The organism is Pseudomonas frederiksbergensis (assembly GCF_035751725.1).
Classification (GTDB): Bacteria; Pseudomonadota; Gammaproteobacteria; order Pseudomonadales; family Pseudomonadaceae; genus Aquipseudomonas; species Aquipseudomonas frederiksbergensis_A.
This window is the reverse complement of record NZ_CP142104.1, coordinates 4607384-4620808: the sequence shown is the minus strand read 5'-3', so window position 1 is coordinate 4620808 and position 13425 is coordinate 4607384. Positions and strand designations below refer to the sequence as shown.

The window sequence follows — 13425 nt, the reverse complement described above, 5'->3', positions numbered from 1 at the left end:
GTGGCCTTTCTTGATATTTGGTTGCGGGAGCCGGATTTGAACCGACGACCTTCGGGTTATGAGCCCGACGAGCTACCAGACTGCTCCATCCCGCGTCTGTGTGGCGGCATTCTACAGGCGAACGCCAGAGTGTCAACCGTTAATAGAGAGCCGGGTGAAATAAACCGCTGATTCGCCTAAATGCGCGAAAACAAAAGGAAATTGTCCTACAAGCGTCAGTGAGGGCTACGGGCGGCAGGGGCGTGGTTTGGCAGAGGACGATAAAACAGGCGCGCACAAAAAAGGCCACTCTTTCGAGTAGCCTTTCTTGATGTTTGGTTGCGGGAGCCGGATTTGAACCGACGACCTTCGGGTTATGAGCCCGACGAGCTACCAGGCTGCTCCATCCCGCGTCTGTGAGGCGGCATTCTACAGAGGATCGACAGGCTGTCAACCCCTGTGTGGGAAAAACATGTTCCGCTTCAAGTGGTTAGCCCTGGTCAGGGCCTTGTGACAGCGCTGTGACGCACGCATGGCAAGGGCTGGCGCCCTATTGGCCGGCGCTCGGTGATTGAAAAAATCCATTTATGTAGGGATTTTCCAGTTTCGCTGAAGGATCTTTCAAAGTACTGGTGCTATATACAGGTTCGAATGAGATACTGGCGTCCCGATCCAACCCCATGTGCCGCTTTTCTATGACGCAACGCAAAATCATCCACGTCGACTGCGACTGCTTCTATGCCGCTATCGAAATGCGCGATGATCCGCGGCTGGCCGGCAAGCCATTGGCGGTCGGCGGCTCAGCGGACCGCCGTGGCGTGATTGCAACCTGTAACTATGAGGCGCGGGCGTATGGGGTACGCTCGGCCATGTCATCCGGTCATGCGCTGAAACTCTGTCCTGACCTGACCATCGTCAAGCCAAGAATGGATGCCTACCGGGAGGCGTCGAAGGAAATTCACACGATCTTCAGCGATTACACGGACCTGATCGAGCCACTATCGCTCGACGAGGCATATCTGGATGTCTCCGCCAGTGCGCATTTCGGCGGCAGCGCCACGCGTATCGCCCAGGACATCCGCCGGCGTGTGTCCAATCAGCTCCACATCACTGTGTCTGCCGGCGTTGCACCGAACAAGTTTCTCGCCAAGATCGCGAGCGACTGGAAGAAGCCCAACGGTTTGTTCGTCATTACGCCTGACCAAGTGGAAGATTTCGTTTCCGCATTGCCGGTAAACAAGCTCCACGGTGTTGGCAAAGTGACCGCCGACAAACTGAATAGGCTCGGCATCACCGATTGCCTGCACTTGCGTGAGTGGGACAAGCTGGCGCTGGTGCGCGAATTTGGCAGTTTTGGCGAGCGACTCTGGAGCCTTGCCCGTGGGATCGATGAGCGTCTGGTGCACAACGACAGCCGTCGCCAGTCCATCAGTGTGGAAAATACCTACGACGTGGATTTGCCCGATCTGAAGAGCTGTCTCGACAAGTTGCCGGAGCTGATGCAAACCCTCGCAGGGCGCATGGGGCGGATCGACAGCAGTTATCGCCCGGGCAAGCCGTTCGTCAAAGTCAAATTCCATGATTTCACCCAGACCACGTTGGAGCAGGCTGGGGCTGGGCGGGATTTGGGCAGCTATCAATTGCTGCTGACCCAGGCATTCAACCGTGGCGGTAAGCCGGTGCGGTTGTTGGGCATAGGGGTGCGGCTGGAGGATTTGCGGGGCGGGTATGAGCAGTTGGAGTTGTTCGAGCGTTGAGCGCTTGTTGGGGTGAGGGGGCAAGTCCCCTCGCCCAGGCAGGTTCAGCTCGCCCCTGGATCCGCCACCAACCGTCCACCGTCCTTGGTCAGCGCCTTCAGGAACTCGGCCTGCAGTTCCGGATCGTTGCGGGTCAGTTCGATCAGGCTTTGTTCAAGCTCACTGGCCTCTTCTTCAAGTCCCAGTTCCGACAGGCGTTTGACCCGGTGAACCCACTGGCTCACTTCGTCATCTTCCAGGTCGTCGTAGATCAGTGCATGGGCTTCGACCAGCTTGCTGCGCAGCGTGCTGCTGACGCTCAGGGATGAATCGGTGTGCACCTCGTCCTGGGCATCCGTCACGCTGATCTGCAATTTGCCGAACTGGCTCAGGTCATGCTCGGCGAACGGGCTTTCCAGCAGGTTCAAGCGCAACACACCGTTGCGGTCCGTGCTCATTTCGAACGTCTGGCGAGCGGCCTTCACCTGCACCGGGCGTTCGCTCCAAGGCAGGCTCGAGTGCTCCGTGCGTTTGTCGCGTTGGACTTCATCGATACCCGCCAGGTTCTGTTGCGCCCGGCCGTTGGAGGGTACGTTCATGAACGGGTTCAGGCCGGCGAAGCCGTAGCTGATCCAGTCGCGGGTCGCGGTGTCAGGCAGGGTGCCCAGAGCGAACACATTGACCACGTTCGCGCCGACACCTGCGACCACCGCCACCGCGCCCAGCGGAATCTCGTAGACCTCCCGCCAAGGCTGGTAGGGCGTGTAGCGATCATAGTGCCGGGTGACTTCGAATTCGGTGACTTCGAAAGTCTTCTGCTCATTGATCCGAACCCGACGCTGCGGCAAGTCGAGCACCTTGGGTTCGCCCACATCGATCAGCAGGCTATGGTCGAGCAGCTTGCGCTCGATCCGTTCTTCGTGCTCGTTGCGTTGCGACATCTGGTTGGCGCAGCCGCTGACCAGCAGGGCGCCGCACAGCGCGGCGCCCCCAAGGCCTAAGGTGTTTCGCTTGAACATGACGTCTCTATCTGGTCTCAGCGGCTGATACGGGCCTGAAGGAAGGACAGCACGTCGGCGACCGGCAGTGCTTGCGGCTCGGCTTCGGTGCGGCTCTTGTATTCCAGGTTGCCTTCGGCCAGGCCGCGATCACTGACCACGATCCGGTGCGGGATACCGATCAGTTCCATATCGGCGAACTTGATGCCAGGGCTGGTTTTCTTGTCGCGGTCGTCCAGCAGCACTTCGAAGCCGGCGGCCGTCAGTTCGGCGTAGAGCTTGTCGGTCGCTTCGCGAACTTGTTCGGTTTCATAGCGCAGCGGCACCAGGGCGATCTGGAACGGCGCGAGTGTGTCGCTCCAGATGATCCCGTTCTCGTCGTTGTTCTGTTCGATGGCCGCTGCCACCACGCGGGACACGCCAATGCCGTAGCAGCCCATCTGCAAGGTGACCGGCTTGCCGTTCTCGCCCAGCACTTCGCATTTCATCGCCTTGCTGTACTTGTCGCCCAGCTGGAAGATGTGGCCGACTTCGATGCCGCGCTTGATTTCCAGGGTGCCTTTGCCGTCCGGGCTTGGATCGCCAGCCACGACGTTACGCAGGTCCGCAACGGTTGGAACCGGCAGGTCGCGTTCCCAGTTCACGCCGAAGTAGTGCTTGTCATCGATGTTCGCGCCGATGGCGAAGTCGCTCATCAACTCTACCGAGCGGTCGATGATGATCGGCAACGGCAGGTTCAACGGGCCGAGGGAGCCTGCACCGGCGCCAATGGCGTCGCGCAGCTCGGCGTCGGTGGCCATGACCAGTGGGCTGGCGACGCCAGGCTGGTTGGCCGCCTTGATTTCGTTCAGTTCGTGGTCGCCACGGACGATCAGGGCAATCAGCTTGCCTTCTTCTTCCGCGCGCACGATCAAGGTCTTGATGGTGCGTTCGATCGGCAGGTTGTAGCCTTCCACCAATTGGGCAATGGTCTTGGCGTTTGGCGTATCGACCAGGCGCATTTCTTCGGTCGGCGCGGCGCGGGAGGTTTCCCGTGGCACGGCTTCGGCTTTTTCGATGTTCGCGGCGTAGTCGGAGCCGTTGCTGAAGACAATGTCGTCTTCGCCGGACTCGGCCAGTACGTGGAATTCGTGGGAGCCGGCACCGCCGATGGAGCCGTTGTCAGCTTCAACCGGGCGGAATTTCAGGCCCAGGCGGGTGAACACGTTGCAGTACGCCTGGTGCATGCGGTCATAGGTGACCTGCAGCGACGCCAGGTCGGCATGGAACGAGTAGGCATCCTTCATGATGAATTCGCGACCGCGCATCAGGCCGAAGCGCGGACGGATCTCGTCACGGAACTTGGTCTGGATCTGGTACAGGTTGATCGGCAGCTGTTTGTAGCTGCTCAACTCGTTGCGCATCAGGTCGGTGATCACTTCTTCGTGGGTCGGGCCTGCACAGAAGTCGCGACCGTGACGGTCTTTGATGCGCAGCAGCTCAGGGCCGTATTCTTCCCAGCGTCCCGACTCCTGCCACAACTCGGCCGGTTGGGTGCTCGGCATCAACACTTCCAGAGAGCCGGCGGCGTCCATTTCTTCGCGGACGATGGCTTCGACCTTGCGCATGACCCGCAGGCCCATCGGCAGCCAGGTGTACAGGCCCGAGGCGAGTTTGCGGATCATGCCGGCACGCAGCATCAGCTGATGGCTGATCACGACGGCGTCGGAAGGCGTTTCTTTCTGTGTGGCGAGCAAAAATTGACTGGTGCGCATGGTTGGCCGTTGTCGGTTGCTGATGACGAGAAGTGACGCAGCATTGTACGGGCGAGATGCCCTGGCGTACAGGCGCGTGGCCTGTCGCCGGATCGAGGTGCCGGTTTCTTCGGCACCTGATGAGTTTTCCTACGCCTTTGGGGGTTACGACTCTTGGGCGGGCCGGGTCGGCGGCGATTCCGGTTCCGACTCCGATCCGGACGTCGAGCCCTGGCGGCGGTTTTCCTGATACCAGTGCAGCGCGATCAGCAGCAGGGTCGGAACGCCAAGCAGGGCGGTGATCAGGAAAAAGTCGTGGTAGCCGAATTTCTCCACCATGACCCCGGAGTAACCGCCGATCAAGCGCGGCAGCAGGAGCATGATCGAGCTGAGCAGGGCGTATTGGGTGGCCGAGAACTTCAGGTTGGTCAGGCTGGACAGGTACGCGACGAATGCCGAAGTCGCCAGGCCCGAGCTGAAATTGTCCAGGGAGATCGTGACAATCAGCATCTGCAGGTCGGCGCCCATGTCCGTGAGCATCAGGAACAGGATGTTGGTGGCTGCCGAAGATACGCCCCCAATGAACAGGATCGGCAAGATGCCGAATCGCACGATGAGCAGGCCGCCCATGCCGGCGCCCACCAGCGTCATGATCAACCCGAAGATCTTGCTGACGCTGGCGATCTGATCCTTGGTGAACCCTTGGTCGATGTAGAAGACGTTGGCCATGACGCCCATGACCGTGTCGGACATCCGGTAGGTGGCGATCAGTCCGAGCAGCAGCAGTGCCTGCCAGCGGTAGCGCAGGATGAAGTCGTTGACCGGCGTCAGCACGGGTGCCAGGCCGCGACGGCCCATCGAGGACAGGCACAGGGCCGTCAGGATGATATAGAGGATGGCGCGCAGGAAGGCCCGATCTTCGAGCAGCAGGTCGAGCAGGCTGACGCCTTCGAACAGCACGCTGGCAAAGTCGGTGTTATAGAGCTGGGTGAACATCGCCGGGACCGACACCAGCAGCACGATCAAGACGAAGACCGACGCCAATTGATGGACGAAGGTATAGCGACCGGCCTGTAACTGGGTGCGCAGTGGCACGGGTGGCTCGCGCATGAACAGCGAGGTCAGCAGTGCTGGCACCATCAATAGGCCGAACAGCAGGTACGTGCCGGCCCATGCCGAATGCTTGTAGCTGAACCCGGTGGAGCCGAACCCTTCGGCGAAAAACAGCGCACCAGCGGTTGCCAGCAGGGCGGCGATCCGGTAGCCGGACATGTAGCTGGCGGCCAGCGCGGCCTGGCGGGTGTCGTCGACGATTTCCAGTCGATAGGCATCGACGGCGATGTCCTGGGTGGCGGAGGCGAAGGCCACTATCACCGCGATTGCGATCAGCCAGGACAGGTGCTTCTGCGGGTCGCAGAAGCCCATGCCCACCAAACCCAGGATGACGAGCCCCTGGGAAAGCACCAGCCACGACCGGCGGCGCCCCAGCTTGCCCAGCAATGGCAGGCGCCATTGGTCCAGCAAGGGCGACCAGACCCATTTGAAGGCATATGCCAGGCCGATCAGGCTGGCGTAACCGATGGTCTCGCGCGCCACGCCCGCTTCGCGCAACCAGACCGAGAGCGTGGAGAACACCAGCATGTACGGCAAGCCGGCGGCGAAGCCTAGCAGCAACAGCACGAGCGTCGAAGGACTGGCATAGGCGGCGAGGGCGGCGCGCCAGGTTTTACGGGGCATGGGCTGGAGTCTGCCTCAAAAATTGCGAAAACAAAGCGCGCACTCTAACCGCTGTGCTCTACCGGGCGCCAGCCATGGCGCTGAATATCAACACGATTGTTCAGGATACTGATCCCTTCCGTGCGCAGGCGTGCGCGTTGTTCGTCCCCTGAGGCGGTGCCCGCCGGCAGGCTGATCCGACCACCGGCACCCAGTACGCGATGCCAGGGCAGCTTGGTGTCGTTCGGCAATTGGCTGAGGGTTCGTCCGACCCAGCGCGCGGCGCGGCCCAGGCCGGCCATCTCGGCGAGCTGGCCATAGGTTACGACCTTGCCGGCGGGCACCTGCGCGAGGGTCAGATAAAGCGTGGTGCGGCGGATATGGGCGGCGTTCTCGGTATCCGCAGGAGTGTCAGTCACAAGCACGGTTCCTGAAAGTGTCCGTCTGTAGATTAATTCCTACAGAGCGTGTTGATAAATGAACTCATCATCCATACGCAGGTCAGTCGTTCCTGAGGTGTCATCCTGGGGGATAATGCCGCCTTTTCACCGAAAACTTGAGCCCATTATCGCTTATGTTGTCCAGAACCCTGCTGTGCCTAGCTGTTACGAGCGCCTCCATGCCCTTGCTTGCCGATACCGTCTGGTTGAAGAACGGCGACAAGCTCAGCGGCAAGATCACTGTTTTCGACGGCGGCAAGCTGCTGATCCAGACCGATTACGCCGGCGCGATCCCTATCGACTGGAAACAGGTCAAGACCCTCGAGAGTGACCAGCAATTGCTGGTCAAGCAGGACGCCTACACTGGCGAAAAGGCCAAGGCGTTGCAGGCGGCCGAGGATGGCAAGGTGACCTTGGCCAACGGTGACGCCCCCAAGACCGTCGAGCTGGCGAGTATCCAACAGATTCTCAAGCCCAAGCCGGTGGTCGAGGATCTGGTCTGGAAAGGCAATATCGACGCCGCATTGGATTATCAGCGCGCGGAGGCCGATACCGATGATTACGATATCGACTTCAAGACTTCGGCGCGCCATGGCAGATGGCGGCACACCGCCGAAGGCGAATACAACCGTGAATTCCAGGACGATGTGGTGTCGGCTGACAATTGGCGGCTGGAATACTCCCTCGACCGGTTCCTGACGGATAAATGGTTCTGGCAAGGTCGCCTGAACTACAAGCGCGACAAGGTCGAAGACCTGGCTCGCCAGCGTGTGGTGGGTACCGGTCCCGGTTATCAGTTCTGGGACGATGAACTGGGGGCATTCTCCCTGGGATCGCTGCTCAACCGCACCGATTACGAATACCGCGATGGCGGCACGGACAACTTCTATTCCGTGGCGATGAAGTGGGATTACAACCGCTACCTGATCGGCAAGCGGGTCGAGTTGTTCACCAATGGCGAAGTGGGCAAGCCATTGTCCGGCGTAGCCGAGTACGCCTATGACGCCGAGGTCGGGTTGCGCTACAAGGTGACCGACTGGGCATCGCTCAACCTCAAGGCCGAGAAGGATGTGATCGAAGGGACGGAAGACAGCGACCTGAGCAAGACGCGTTATACGGCCGGGTTTGGCGTGACCTGGTGATTCCAGGCTAACCAACGAACTCCTGAGGGAGCGAGCTTGCTCGCTCCCTCAGGTTTTTTTTTGCGACTGAAAAACCGACAGGCACAAAAAAGCCCCGCTTTTGAGGGCGGGGCCTTTTACTAAAGCAAGGACAAGTTAGATAACTTGAACTTCTTCAGCTTGCATGCCTTTCTGACCGCGGGTAGCGATGAAAGAAACCTGTTGGCCTTCTTTCAGGCTTTTGAAGCCGTCGGATTGGATAGCTTTGAAGTGAACGAACAGGTCGTCACCGGATTGTGGGGTGATGAAGCCGAAGCCTTTTTCATCGTTGAACCACTTAACGGTACCGGTTTGGCGATTAGACATGGTGTAACTCCTTGAACAAAGATAACTGCGACTCAGGAAGAACCCTGGCCGAGACTGAGTGCAAAGAGCAGGAAAAATTCTTGTAGATGGTTGGATCGAAATTCAACATATCGTGTAGAGATTCTCAGTGACACAAGCAGCACAGTGACGCCACCTTAACCCTTTTTCCGGAACGTGCCAATGGTCTTTGCGAAGGTTTCTCGGTTTTAATGACTGACGGCACGCGCGTTGGCTGCCGGGCCCCGGAAATCAAGGTGGATCGGCGAGATTTGCGTCTCGCACTTTGAACCCGCCCCGCGCCCCGGTAAGATGCCGGACAGTTTTTTTCCACCTCGCTATTTCAGGAAACCGCCATGAGCATCAAATCGGACAAGTGGATTCGCCGCATGGCGCAAGAGCACGGCATGATCGAGCCCTTCGTAGAGCGCCAGATGCGTGGCGAAGGCGCCGACCGGCTGATTTCCTTCGGTGTTTCCAGCTACGGCTACGATGTGCGCTGCGCCGATGAATTCAAGGTGTTCACGAACATCAACTCGGCCACCGTCGACCCGAAGAACTTCGACGAAAAGAGCTTCGTCGACGTCAAGAGCGACGTTTGCATCATTCCACCGAACTCCTTCGCCCTGGCCCGCACCGTCGAGTACTTCCGTATTCCGCGCAACGTGCTGACCATCTGCCTGGGTAAAAGCACCTACGCCCGCTGCGGCATCATCGTCAACGTCACGCCGCTGGAACCGGAGTGGGAAGGCCATGTGACACTGGAATTTTCCAACACAACGACCCTGCCGGCGAAGATCTACGCCAACGAAGGCGTGGCGCAGATGTTGTTCCTCGAGTCCGATGAGGAGTGCGAAGTCTCCTACAAGGATCGTGGCGGCAAATACCAAGGCCAGCGCGGCGTGACATTGCCTCGTACCTGATTCTGACGAGCTGTTGGAATTCCTGGGCGGGCAGGCACTCTATGAAGTGTACTGCCCGTTTTTTTTGCGTCAGCCCGATGGGCCTTCGCTCAGGAGTAGCTCTATGAAGATCGATCCGCGAATCAGTGCCGAACTGGCAAGGCTTGAGCCCAATCAGATCGGCGTCCTGGCCTGGTCACTGCTGGCCCATCCTGCTGAAGCGGCAGGCGGCATTCCGGGTGACCCCGATCCTGACCCCAATCCAACGGATCCCACCGAGCCCGGTGAACCGACGCTTCCCGACGAGCCGCCTCCTGCGCCCGTAGCCTGATCAAGATATGGCCCGTCAGCTGAAGCCAATGTGCTTCAACTGACGGGCCATATTTCGTTGTCGCCGACCACGAATATCTTGCTGTCATTGTCGTGCTCTACCCGATAGCCTCCGGTGAATGCACCGAAAGCCGGCAGGAGGCTGGTGTCGCTGCCTAGGCGAAAACACGGCAGGCGCAGCCGTTGCCTGCCTCTGCCGGCCAGGTGATAGACCGGGTGTACGTGGCCGGCCAGCACGTGTCGGCTCGCATGCGCCGTCGGCTCGTGTTGCACGGCGAATGGACCCAGCAGCAACGGTTCCGGAACGACCCGGATATTCATTATCGGCGGCGGATCGCCGGCACGTTTGTCGTGGTTGCCGCGTATGAGCGTGATGGCGAGTTGTTGATTCTTTTCACGCCAGTCGGCCAGTGCCTTCAAGGTGCCAGGGGCATGGGAACCTGGCCCATGAAGAAAATCCCCGAGGAAAATCAACAGTCGGCACGGCAGGCTCGCCAGCAATTTATCCAGCACGGCGATATTGCTCGCCGTCGTGCCGTGGGGCACCGGTTGACCGAGGCTGCGATAGGCAGCGGCCTTGCCGAAGTGCGCGTCGGCCACCATCAAGGTTTCCTGGGCTGGCCAATACAGCGCTTTCTCTGGCAGCAGCCAGAGCTCTTCGCCGGCAAGGTTGACGGGGTAGGGCGCAGGCATCAGGCGTTTCCTTTATCAGCGGTTCGTTCCAGGTCGGTGACCATCCGGCGGATGCGATCGGCGAGCTTTTCCGAACTCATGCTTTCGCGCAATCGCTCTACCAGCAACGGGAAGGCCAGTGGGGTAGGACGCTTGATGACATGCAGGTCCAGCTTCAACGTATCGAGGCGTTCCAAGGTTTGCTCCAGTCGGCGTATATCCAATTCTTCGCGCAAGACTTCCTCGCCGGCCTGGGCCAGCAGCAGGTTATCGACGTCGTATTGTTTGAACACTTGATAGAACAACCCGCTGGAGGCCTGGACTTGCCGGGTGCTCTTCGGCGCGCCGGGGTAACCGGCGAATACCAGGCCGGCGATCCGGGCGATTTCGCGGAAGCGCCGAAGGGCCAGCTCCCCGGCATTCAGGCTGGCGAGAACGTCGGGCAGCAGGTTGTCGGTACGCAGGAGCGCCGGGTTCAGGTGCGCTGACCAATCCAGTTCGGTGGCACTGAGCAGTTCCAGGCCGTAGTCATTGACCGCGATGGAAAACGTTACCGGTTGTCGCTGACTGACGCGCCAGGCCAACAGGCTGGCGAGCCCGAGATGAACCTGGCGTCCGGCGAACGGATACAGGAACAGGTGCCAGCCCTCCCGGGACTTAAGTGCTTCGGCCAGCAACGAACCCTGCGTGGGCAGCCCGGACCAGCGCATCTGCGTTGATAAAAGCGGCTGCACCGCTTGCATTTCCGGGCCCTTGAAATGGCCTGCGGCGGCCTCGCTCAGGCGCGCTACAACGGCGGCGGCGAGTTCGCTGGAAAGTGGCATGCGCCCGCCGTTCCAACGTGGCACCGCGGCTTTTTTCGCCTGGCTGCGCCGCACATAAGCCGTCATGTCTTCGACCCGGACCAATTCGAGCAGTCGTCCAGCGAACAGAAAACCGTCGCCGGGGCGCAGCCGCGCGATAAAGCCTTCTTCCACGCTGCCCAGGGTCTTGCCACCTCCGCCTTTGCTCCAGAATTTCAGTTGCAGGCTGGCGTCGCTGACGATGGTGCCGATGCTCATGCGGTGGCGCCGGGCCAGACGGGCGTCAGGTACACGCCAGATACCGTGTTCGTCCGGTTCGACTCGCCGGTAGTCAGGGTAGGCTGTCAATGACAGGCCGCCGTGGCGCACGAACGCCAGGGCCCAGGCCCATTCGGCAGCGTTCAGGTCGCGGTAGGCCCAGGCGCCGCGTACCTCGTCGAATAATTCATCCGGCGTGAAACCGCCGCCCAGGGCCATGCTGACCAGATGCTGGACCAAGACGTCCAAGGGCTTGCGCGGCGATTCGCGGGGCTCGATGCGTCGCTGCGCCACGGCATCCTGCGCGGCGGCGGCCTCGATCAATTCCAGGCTGTGGGTCGGCACCAGGGTTATTCGCGAGGTCCGCCCCGGCGCGTGGCCAGAGCGTCCGGCACGCTGCATCAATCGTGCGACGCCTTTGGCCGAACCGATTTGCAGCACGCGTTCCACCGGCAGGAAATCCACGCCCAGATCCAGACTGGACGTGCACACGACTGCTTTGAGTTGACCGTCCTTGAGAGCCTGCTCCACCCAGTCCCGGGTGTCGCGGGACAACGAGCTGTGATGCAGCGCGATCAGCCCGGCCCAATCCGGACGTGCCTCCAGGATCGCCTGATACCAGATTTCCGACTGTGCCCGGGTGTTGGTGAAGACCAAGCAACTGTTGCTGACATCGATTTCGGCGACGACCTGGGGCAGCATTTTCAAGCCGATGTGCCCGGCCCAGGGGAAACGTTCCAGAGTCGGTGGCAATAGCGTATCGACTTGCAGGGTCTTGGCGTTGGCGCCCTGTACGCTGATCCCGTTGCCTTGCGGGATCAACACCTGTTCGGCGTGGGCCTGGTTGCCCAAGGTCGCGGAGACTCCCCAGACGATCAGCTCGGGATGCCAGCGGCGCAAGCGAGCCAGGGCCAGTTGCAGTTGCACGCCACGTTTGTTGCCGAGCAGTTCGTGCCATTCATCCACCACGACCATGCGCAACGTCGAAACGGCGGTTTGCGCGTCGGCGCGGGCCAGCATCAGGGTCAAGCTCTCCGGCGTGGTGATCAGCGCCGTGGGCAGGCGCCGGCCTTGGCGGGCGCGCTCGCTGGCGCTGGTATCACCGGTACGCAGGCCGACGGTCCAAGGGATTTGCAGCGGCGTGAGCGGTGCTTCGAGGGCTTTGGCAGTGTCGGCGGCCAAGGCGCGCATGGGGGTGATCCACAAGACCGTCAACGGTTCGGCCGGTGGTTTGCGTTTGCGCGGTTTATCCGGCGGTGGCAGTGAACGTGCGAAACGATTGAGGGCGGCGAACCAGACGGCGTAGGTCTTGCCGGCGCCGGTGCTGGCGTGCAAAAGCCCCGACTCGCCACGCTTGACCGCGGCCCACACGTTTTGTTGAAAAGCGAATGGCTTCCAGCCGCGGGCATCAAACCACTGTTTCGCGAAATTGTTGGATGTCGCCATGCCTGCCGCGTGCGCCCTGAAGGTCTTCTTTCAGTGACCACGGCGAGATGCGAAAGGTTTAATGCTTCATCGGCGCAGTAGAACCACTGTGGCGAGAGGATAAAATCCCCTCGCCACAGAAACAGCACCTGGCCCCTCCATTTTCAGGGGAGGTCGAGGTTTACTTCAGGTTGCCGCTGAGAAACTGCTTGAGCCGCTCGCTCCTGGGGTCGCCCAGCACATCTTCCGGGGCGCCTTCTTCTTCCACCAGGCCTTGGTGCAGGAACAGCACTTGGTTGGACACCTTGCGGGCGAAGCTCATTTCGTGGGTCACCATGATCATGGTCCGGCCCTCTTCGGCCAAGCCCTGGATCACCTTCAGCACCTCGCCCACCAGTTCCGGGTCCAGGGCCGACGTCGGCTCGTCGAACAGCATGACCTCCGGCTCCATTGCCAATGCGCGGGCAATCGCCACGCGTTGTTGCTGGCCGCCTGAGAGGAACGCCGGGTATTGCTCGGCGACGCGTGCCGGCAGGCCGACCTTGTCGAGGTAGCGTCGAGCGCGGTCATCGGCTTCCTGCTTGCTGACGCCCAGCACCCGGCGTGGTGCCATGGTGATGTTTTCCAGCACGGTCATGTGGCTCCACAGGTTGAAGTGCTGGAACACCATCGCCAGGCGCGTGCGGATGCGTTGCAGCTCGTCGGCGTCGGCCACGCGCATGCCATGATGATCCTTGATCATCTGGATCGACTGGCCGTCCAGGCTCATGGCGCCGTCGTTGGGCTGTTCCAGGAAGTTGATGCAGCGCAGGAAGGTGCTTTTGCCCGATCCGCTGGCGCCGATGAGGCTGATGACGTCGCCGGTCTTGGCCTTGAGCGAAACGCCCTTGAGCACTTCATGTTCGCCATAGCTTTTATGCAGGCCTTCAATGGTCAATTTGTACATGGA

General features: G+C 60.6%; 12 protein-coding genes and 2 tRNA genes. 4 read left to right on the top strand and 10 right to left on the bottom strand.

The window, feature by feature from the left end; translation table 11 throughout:
* Positions 1-18: 18 nt before the first annotated feature.
* Both VQ575_RS20590 and VQ575_RS20585 read right to left on the bottom strand, forming a co-directional pair.
* Positions 19-95, bottom strand: a tRNA-Met gene (locus VQ575_RS20590).
* A gap of 220 nt (positions 96-315) precedes the next feature.
* Positions 316-392, bottom strand: a tRNA-Met gene (locus tag VQ575_RS20585).
* Positions 393-674: 282 nt separating this feature from the next.
* Here VQ575_RS20585 and dinB point away from each other — a divergent pair.
* On the top strand, positions 675-1736 hold the full coding sequence (gene dinB, locus VQ575_RS20580; RefSeq protein WP_039594506.1) for a DNA polymerase IV: 1062 nt from the start codon (positions 675-677) through the stop codon (positions 1734-1736).
* A gap of 44 nt (positions 1737-1780) precedes the next feature.
* Here the strand turns inward: dinB and VQ575_RS20575 are convergent, their stop codons facing one another.
* From VQ575_RS20575 to VQ575_RS20560, 4 genes are all read right to left on the bottom strand, one after another.
* Entirely contained in the window at positions 1781-2734 is a 954-nt protein-coding gene (locus VQ575_RS20575; RefSeq protein ID WP_039594505.1) for a hypothetical protein, read from the bottom strand.
* Positions 2735-2751: 17 nt separating this feature from the next.
* Complete coding sequence (locus VQ575_RS20570) at positions 2752-4467, bottom strand: proline--tRNA ligase (protein WP_325918322.1); 1716 nt, start codon at positions 4465-4467, stop codon at positions 2752-2754.
* Positions 4468-4611: 144 nt separating this feature from the next.
* Positions 4612-6183 carry an AmpG family muropeptide MFS transporter gene (locus VQ575_RS20565; protein WP_039594503.1) on the bottom strand — a complete coding sequence of 524 codons (1572 nt, stop codon included), beginning with the start codon at positions 6181-6183 and terminating at the stop codon, positions 4612-4614.
* Between the two features lie 44 nt (positions 6184-6227).
* Positions 6228-6587, bottom strand: a complete 360-nt coding sequence (locus VQ575_RS20560; protein ID WP_411829912.1) for an MGMT family protein — start codon at positions 6585-6587, stop codon at positions 6228-6230.
* Positions 6588-6736: 149 nt separating this feature from the next.
* Here VQ575_RS20560 and VQ575_RS20555 point away from each other — a divergent pair, with 149 nt between their 5' ends.
* A complete protein-coding gene (locus VQ575_RS20555) occupies positions 6737-7744 on the top strand; it encodes a DUF481 domain-containing protein (protein ID WP_039594501.1) in 1008 nt (335 codons plus the stop codon).
* A 135-nt stretch (positions 7745-7879) separates the two neighbouring features.
* On the opposite strand, the gene VQ575_RS20550 is transcribed toward VQ575_RS20555, so the two are convergent.
* Positions 7880-8089: a cold-shock protein gene (locus VQ575_RS20550; protein ID WP_002554837.1), complete on the bottom strand. Its 210-nt coding sequence runs from the start codon at positions 8087-8089 to the stop codon at positions 7880-7882.
* 353 nt (positions 8090-8442) lie between these two features.
* Here VQ575_RS20550 and dcd point away from each other — a divergent pair, with 353 nt between their 5' ends.
* The gene (gene dcd, locus VQ575_RS20545; protein ID WP_003184751.1) at positions 8443-9009 is read left to right on the top strand and encodes a dCTP deaminase; all 567 of its coding nucleotides are present in this window, start codon (positions 8443-8445) and stop codon (positions 9007-9009) included.
* 103 nt (positions 9010-9112) lie between these two features.
* Positions 9113-9319: a hypothetical protein gene (locus VQ575_RS20540; RefSeq protein ID WP_039594500.1), complete on the top strand. Its 207-nt coding sequence runs from the start codon at positions 9113-9115 to the stop codon at positions 9317-9319.
* 35 nt (positions 9320-9354) lie between these two features.
* Here the strand turns inward: VQ575_RS20540 and pdeM are convergent, their stop codons facing one another.
* The 3 genes from pdeM to VQ575_RS20525 all read right to left on the bottom strand — a co-directional run bounded on the left by pdeM (position 9355) and on the right by VQ575_RS20525 (position 13422).
* Entirely contained in the window at positions 9355-10011 is a 657-nt protein-coding gene (gene pdeM / locus VQ575_RS20535; RefSeq protein ID WP_325918320.1) for a ligase-associated DNA damage response endonuclease PdeM, read from the bottom strand.
* Positions 10011-12497, bottom strand: coding sequence for a ligase-associated DNA damage response DEXH box helicase (locus tag VQ575_RS20530; RefSeq protein WP_325918318.1), 2487 nt, complete (start codon positions 12495-12497; stop codon positions 10011-10013). The genes pdeM and VQ575_RS20530 overlap by 1 nt, the downstream gene beginning before the upstream one ends.
* A gap of 160 nt (positions 12498-12657) precedes the next feature.
* Positions 12658-13422 (bottom strand): ABC transporter ATP-binding protein, encoded by a 765-nt coding sequence (locus tag VQ575_RS20525; RefSeq protein ID WP_039594497.1) that lies wholly within the window; start codon positions 13420-13422, stop codon positions 12658-12660.
* Positions 13423-13425: the final 3 nt, after the last annotated feature.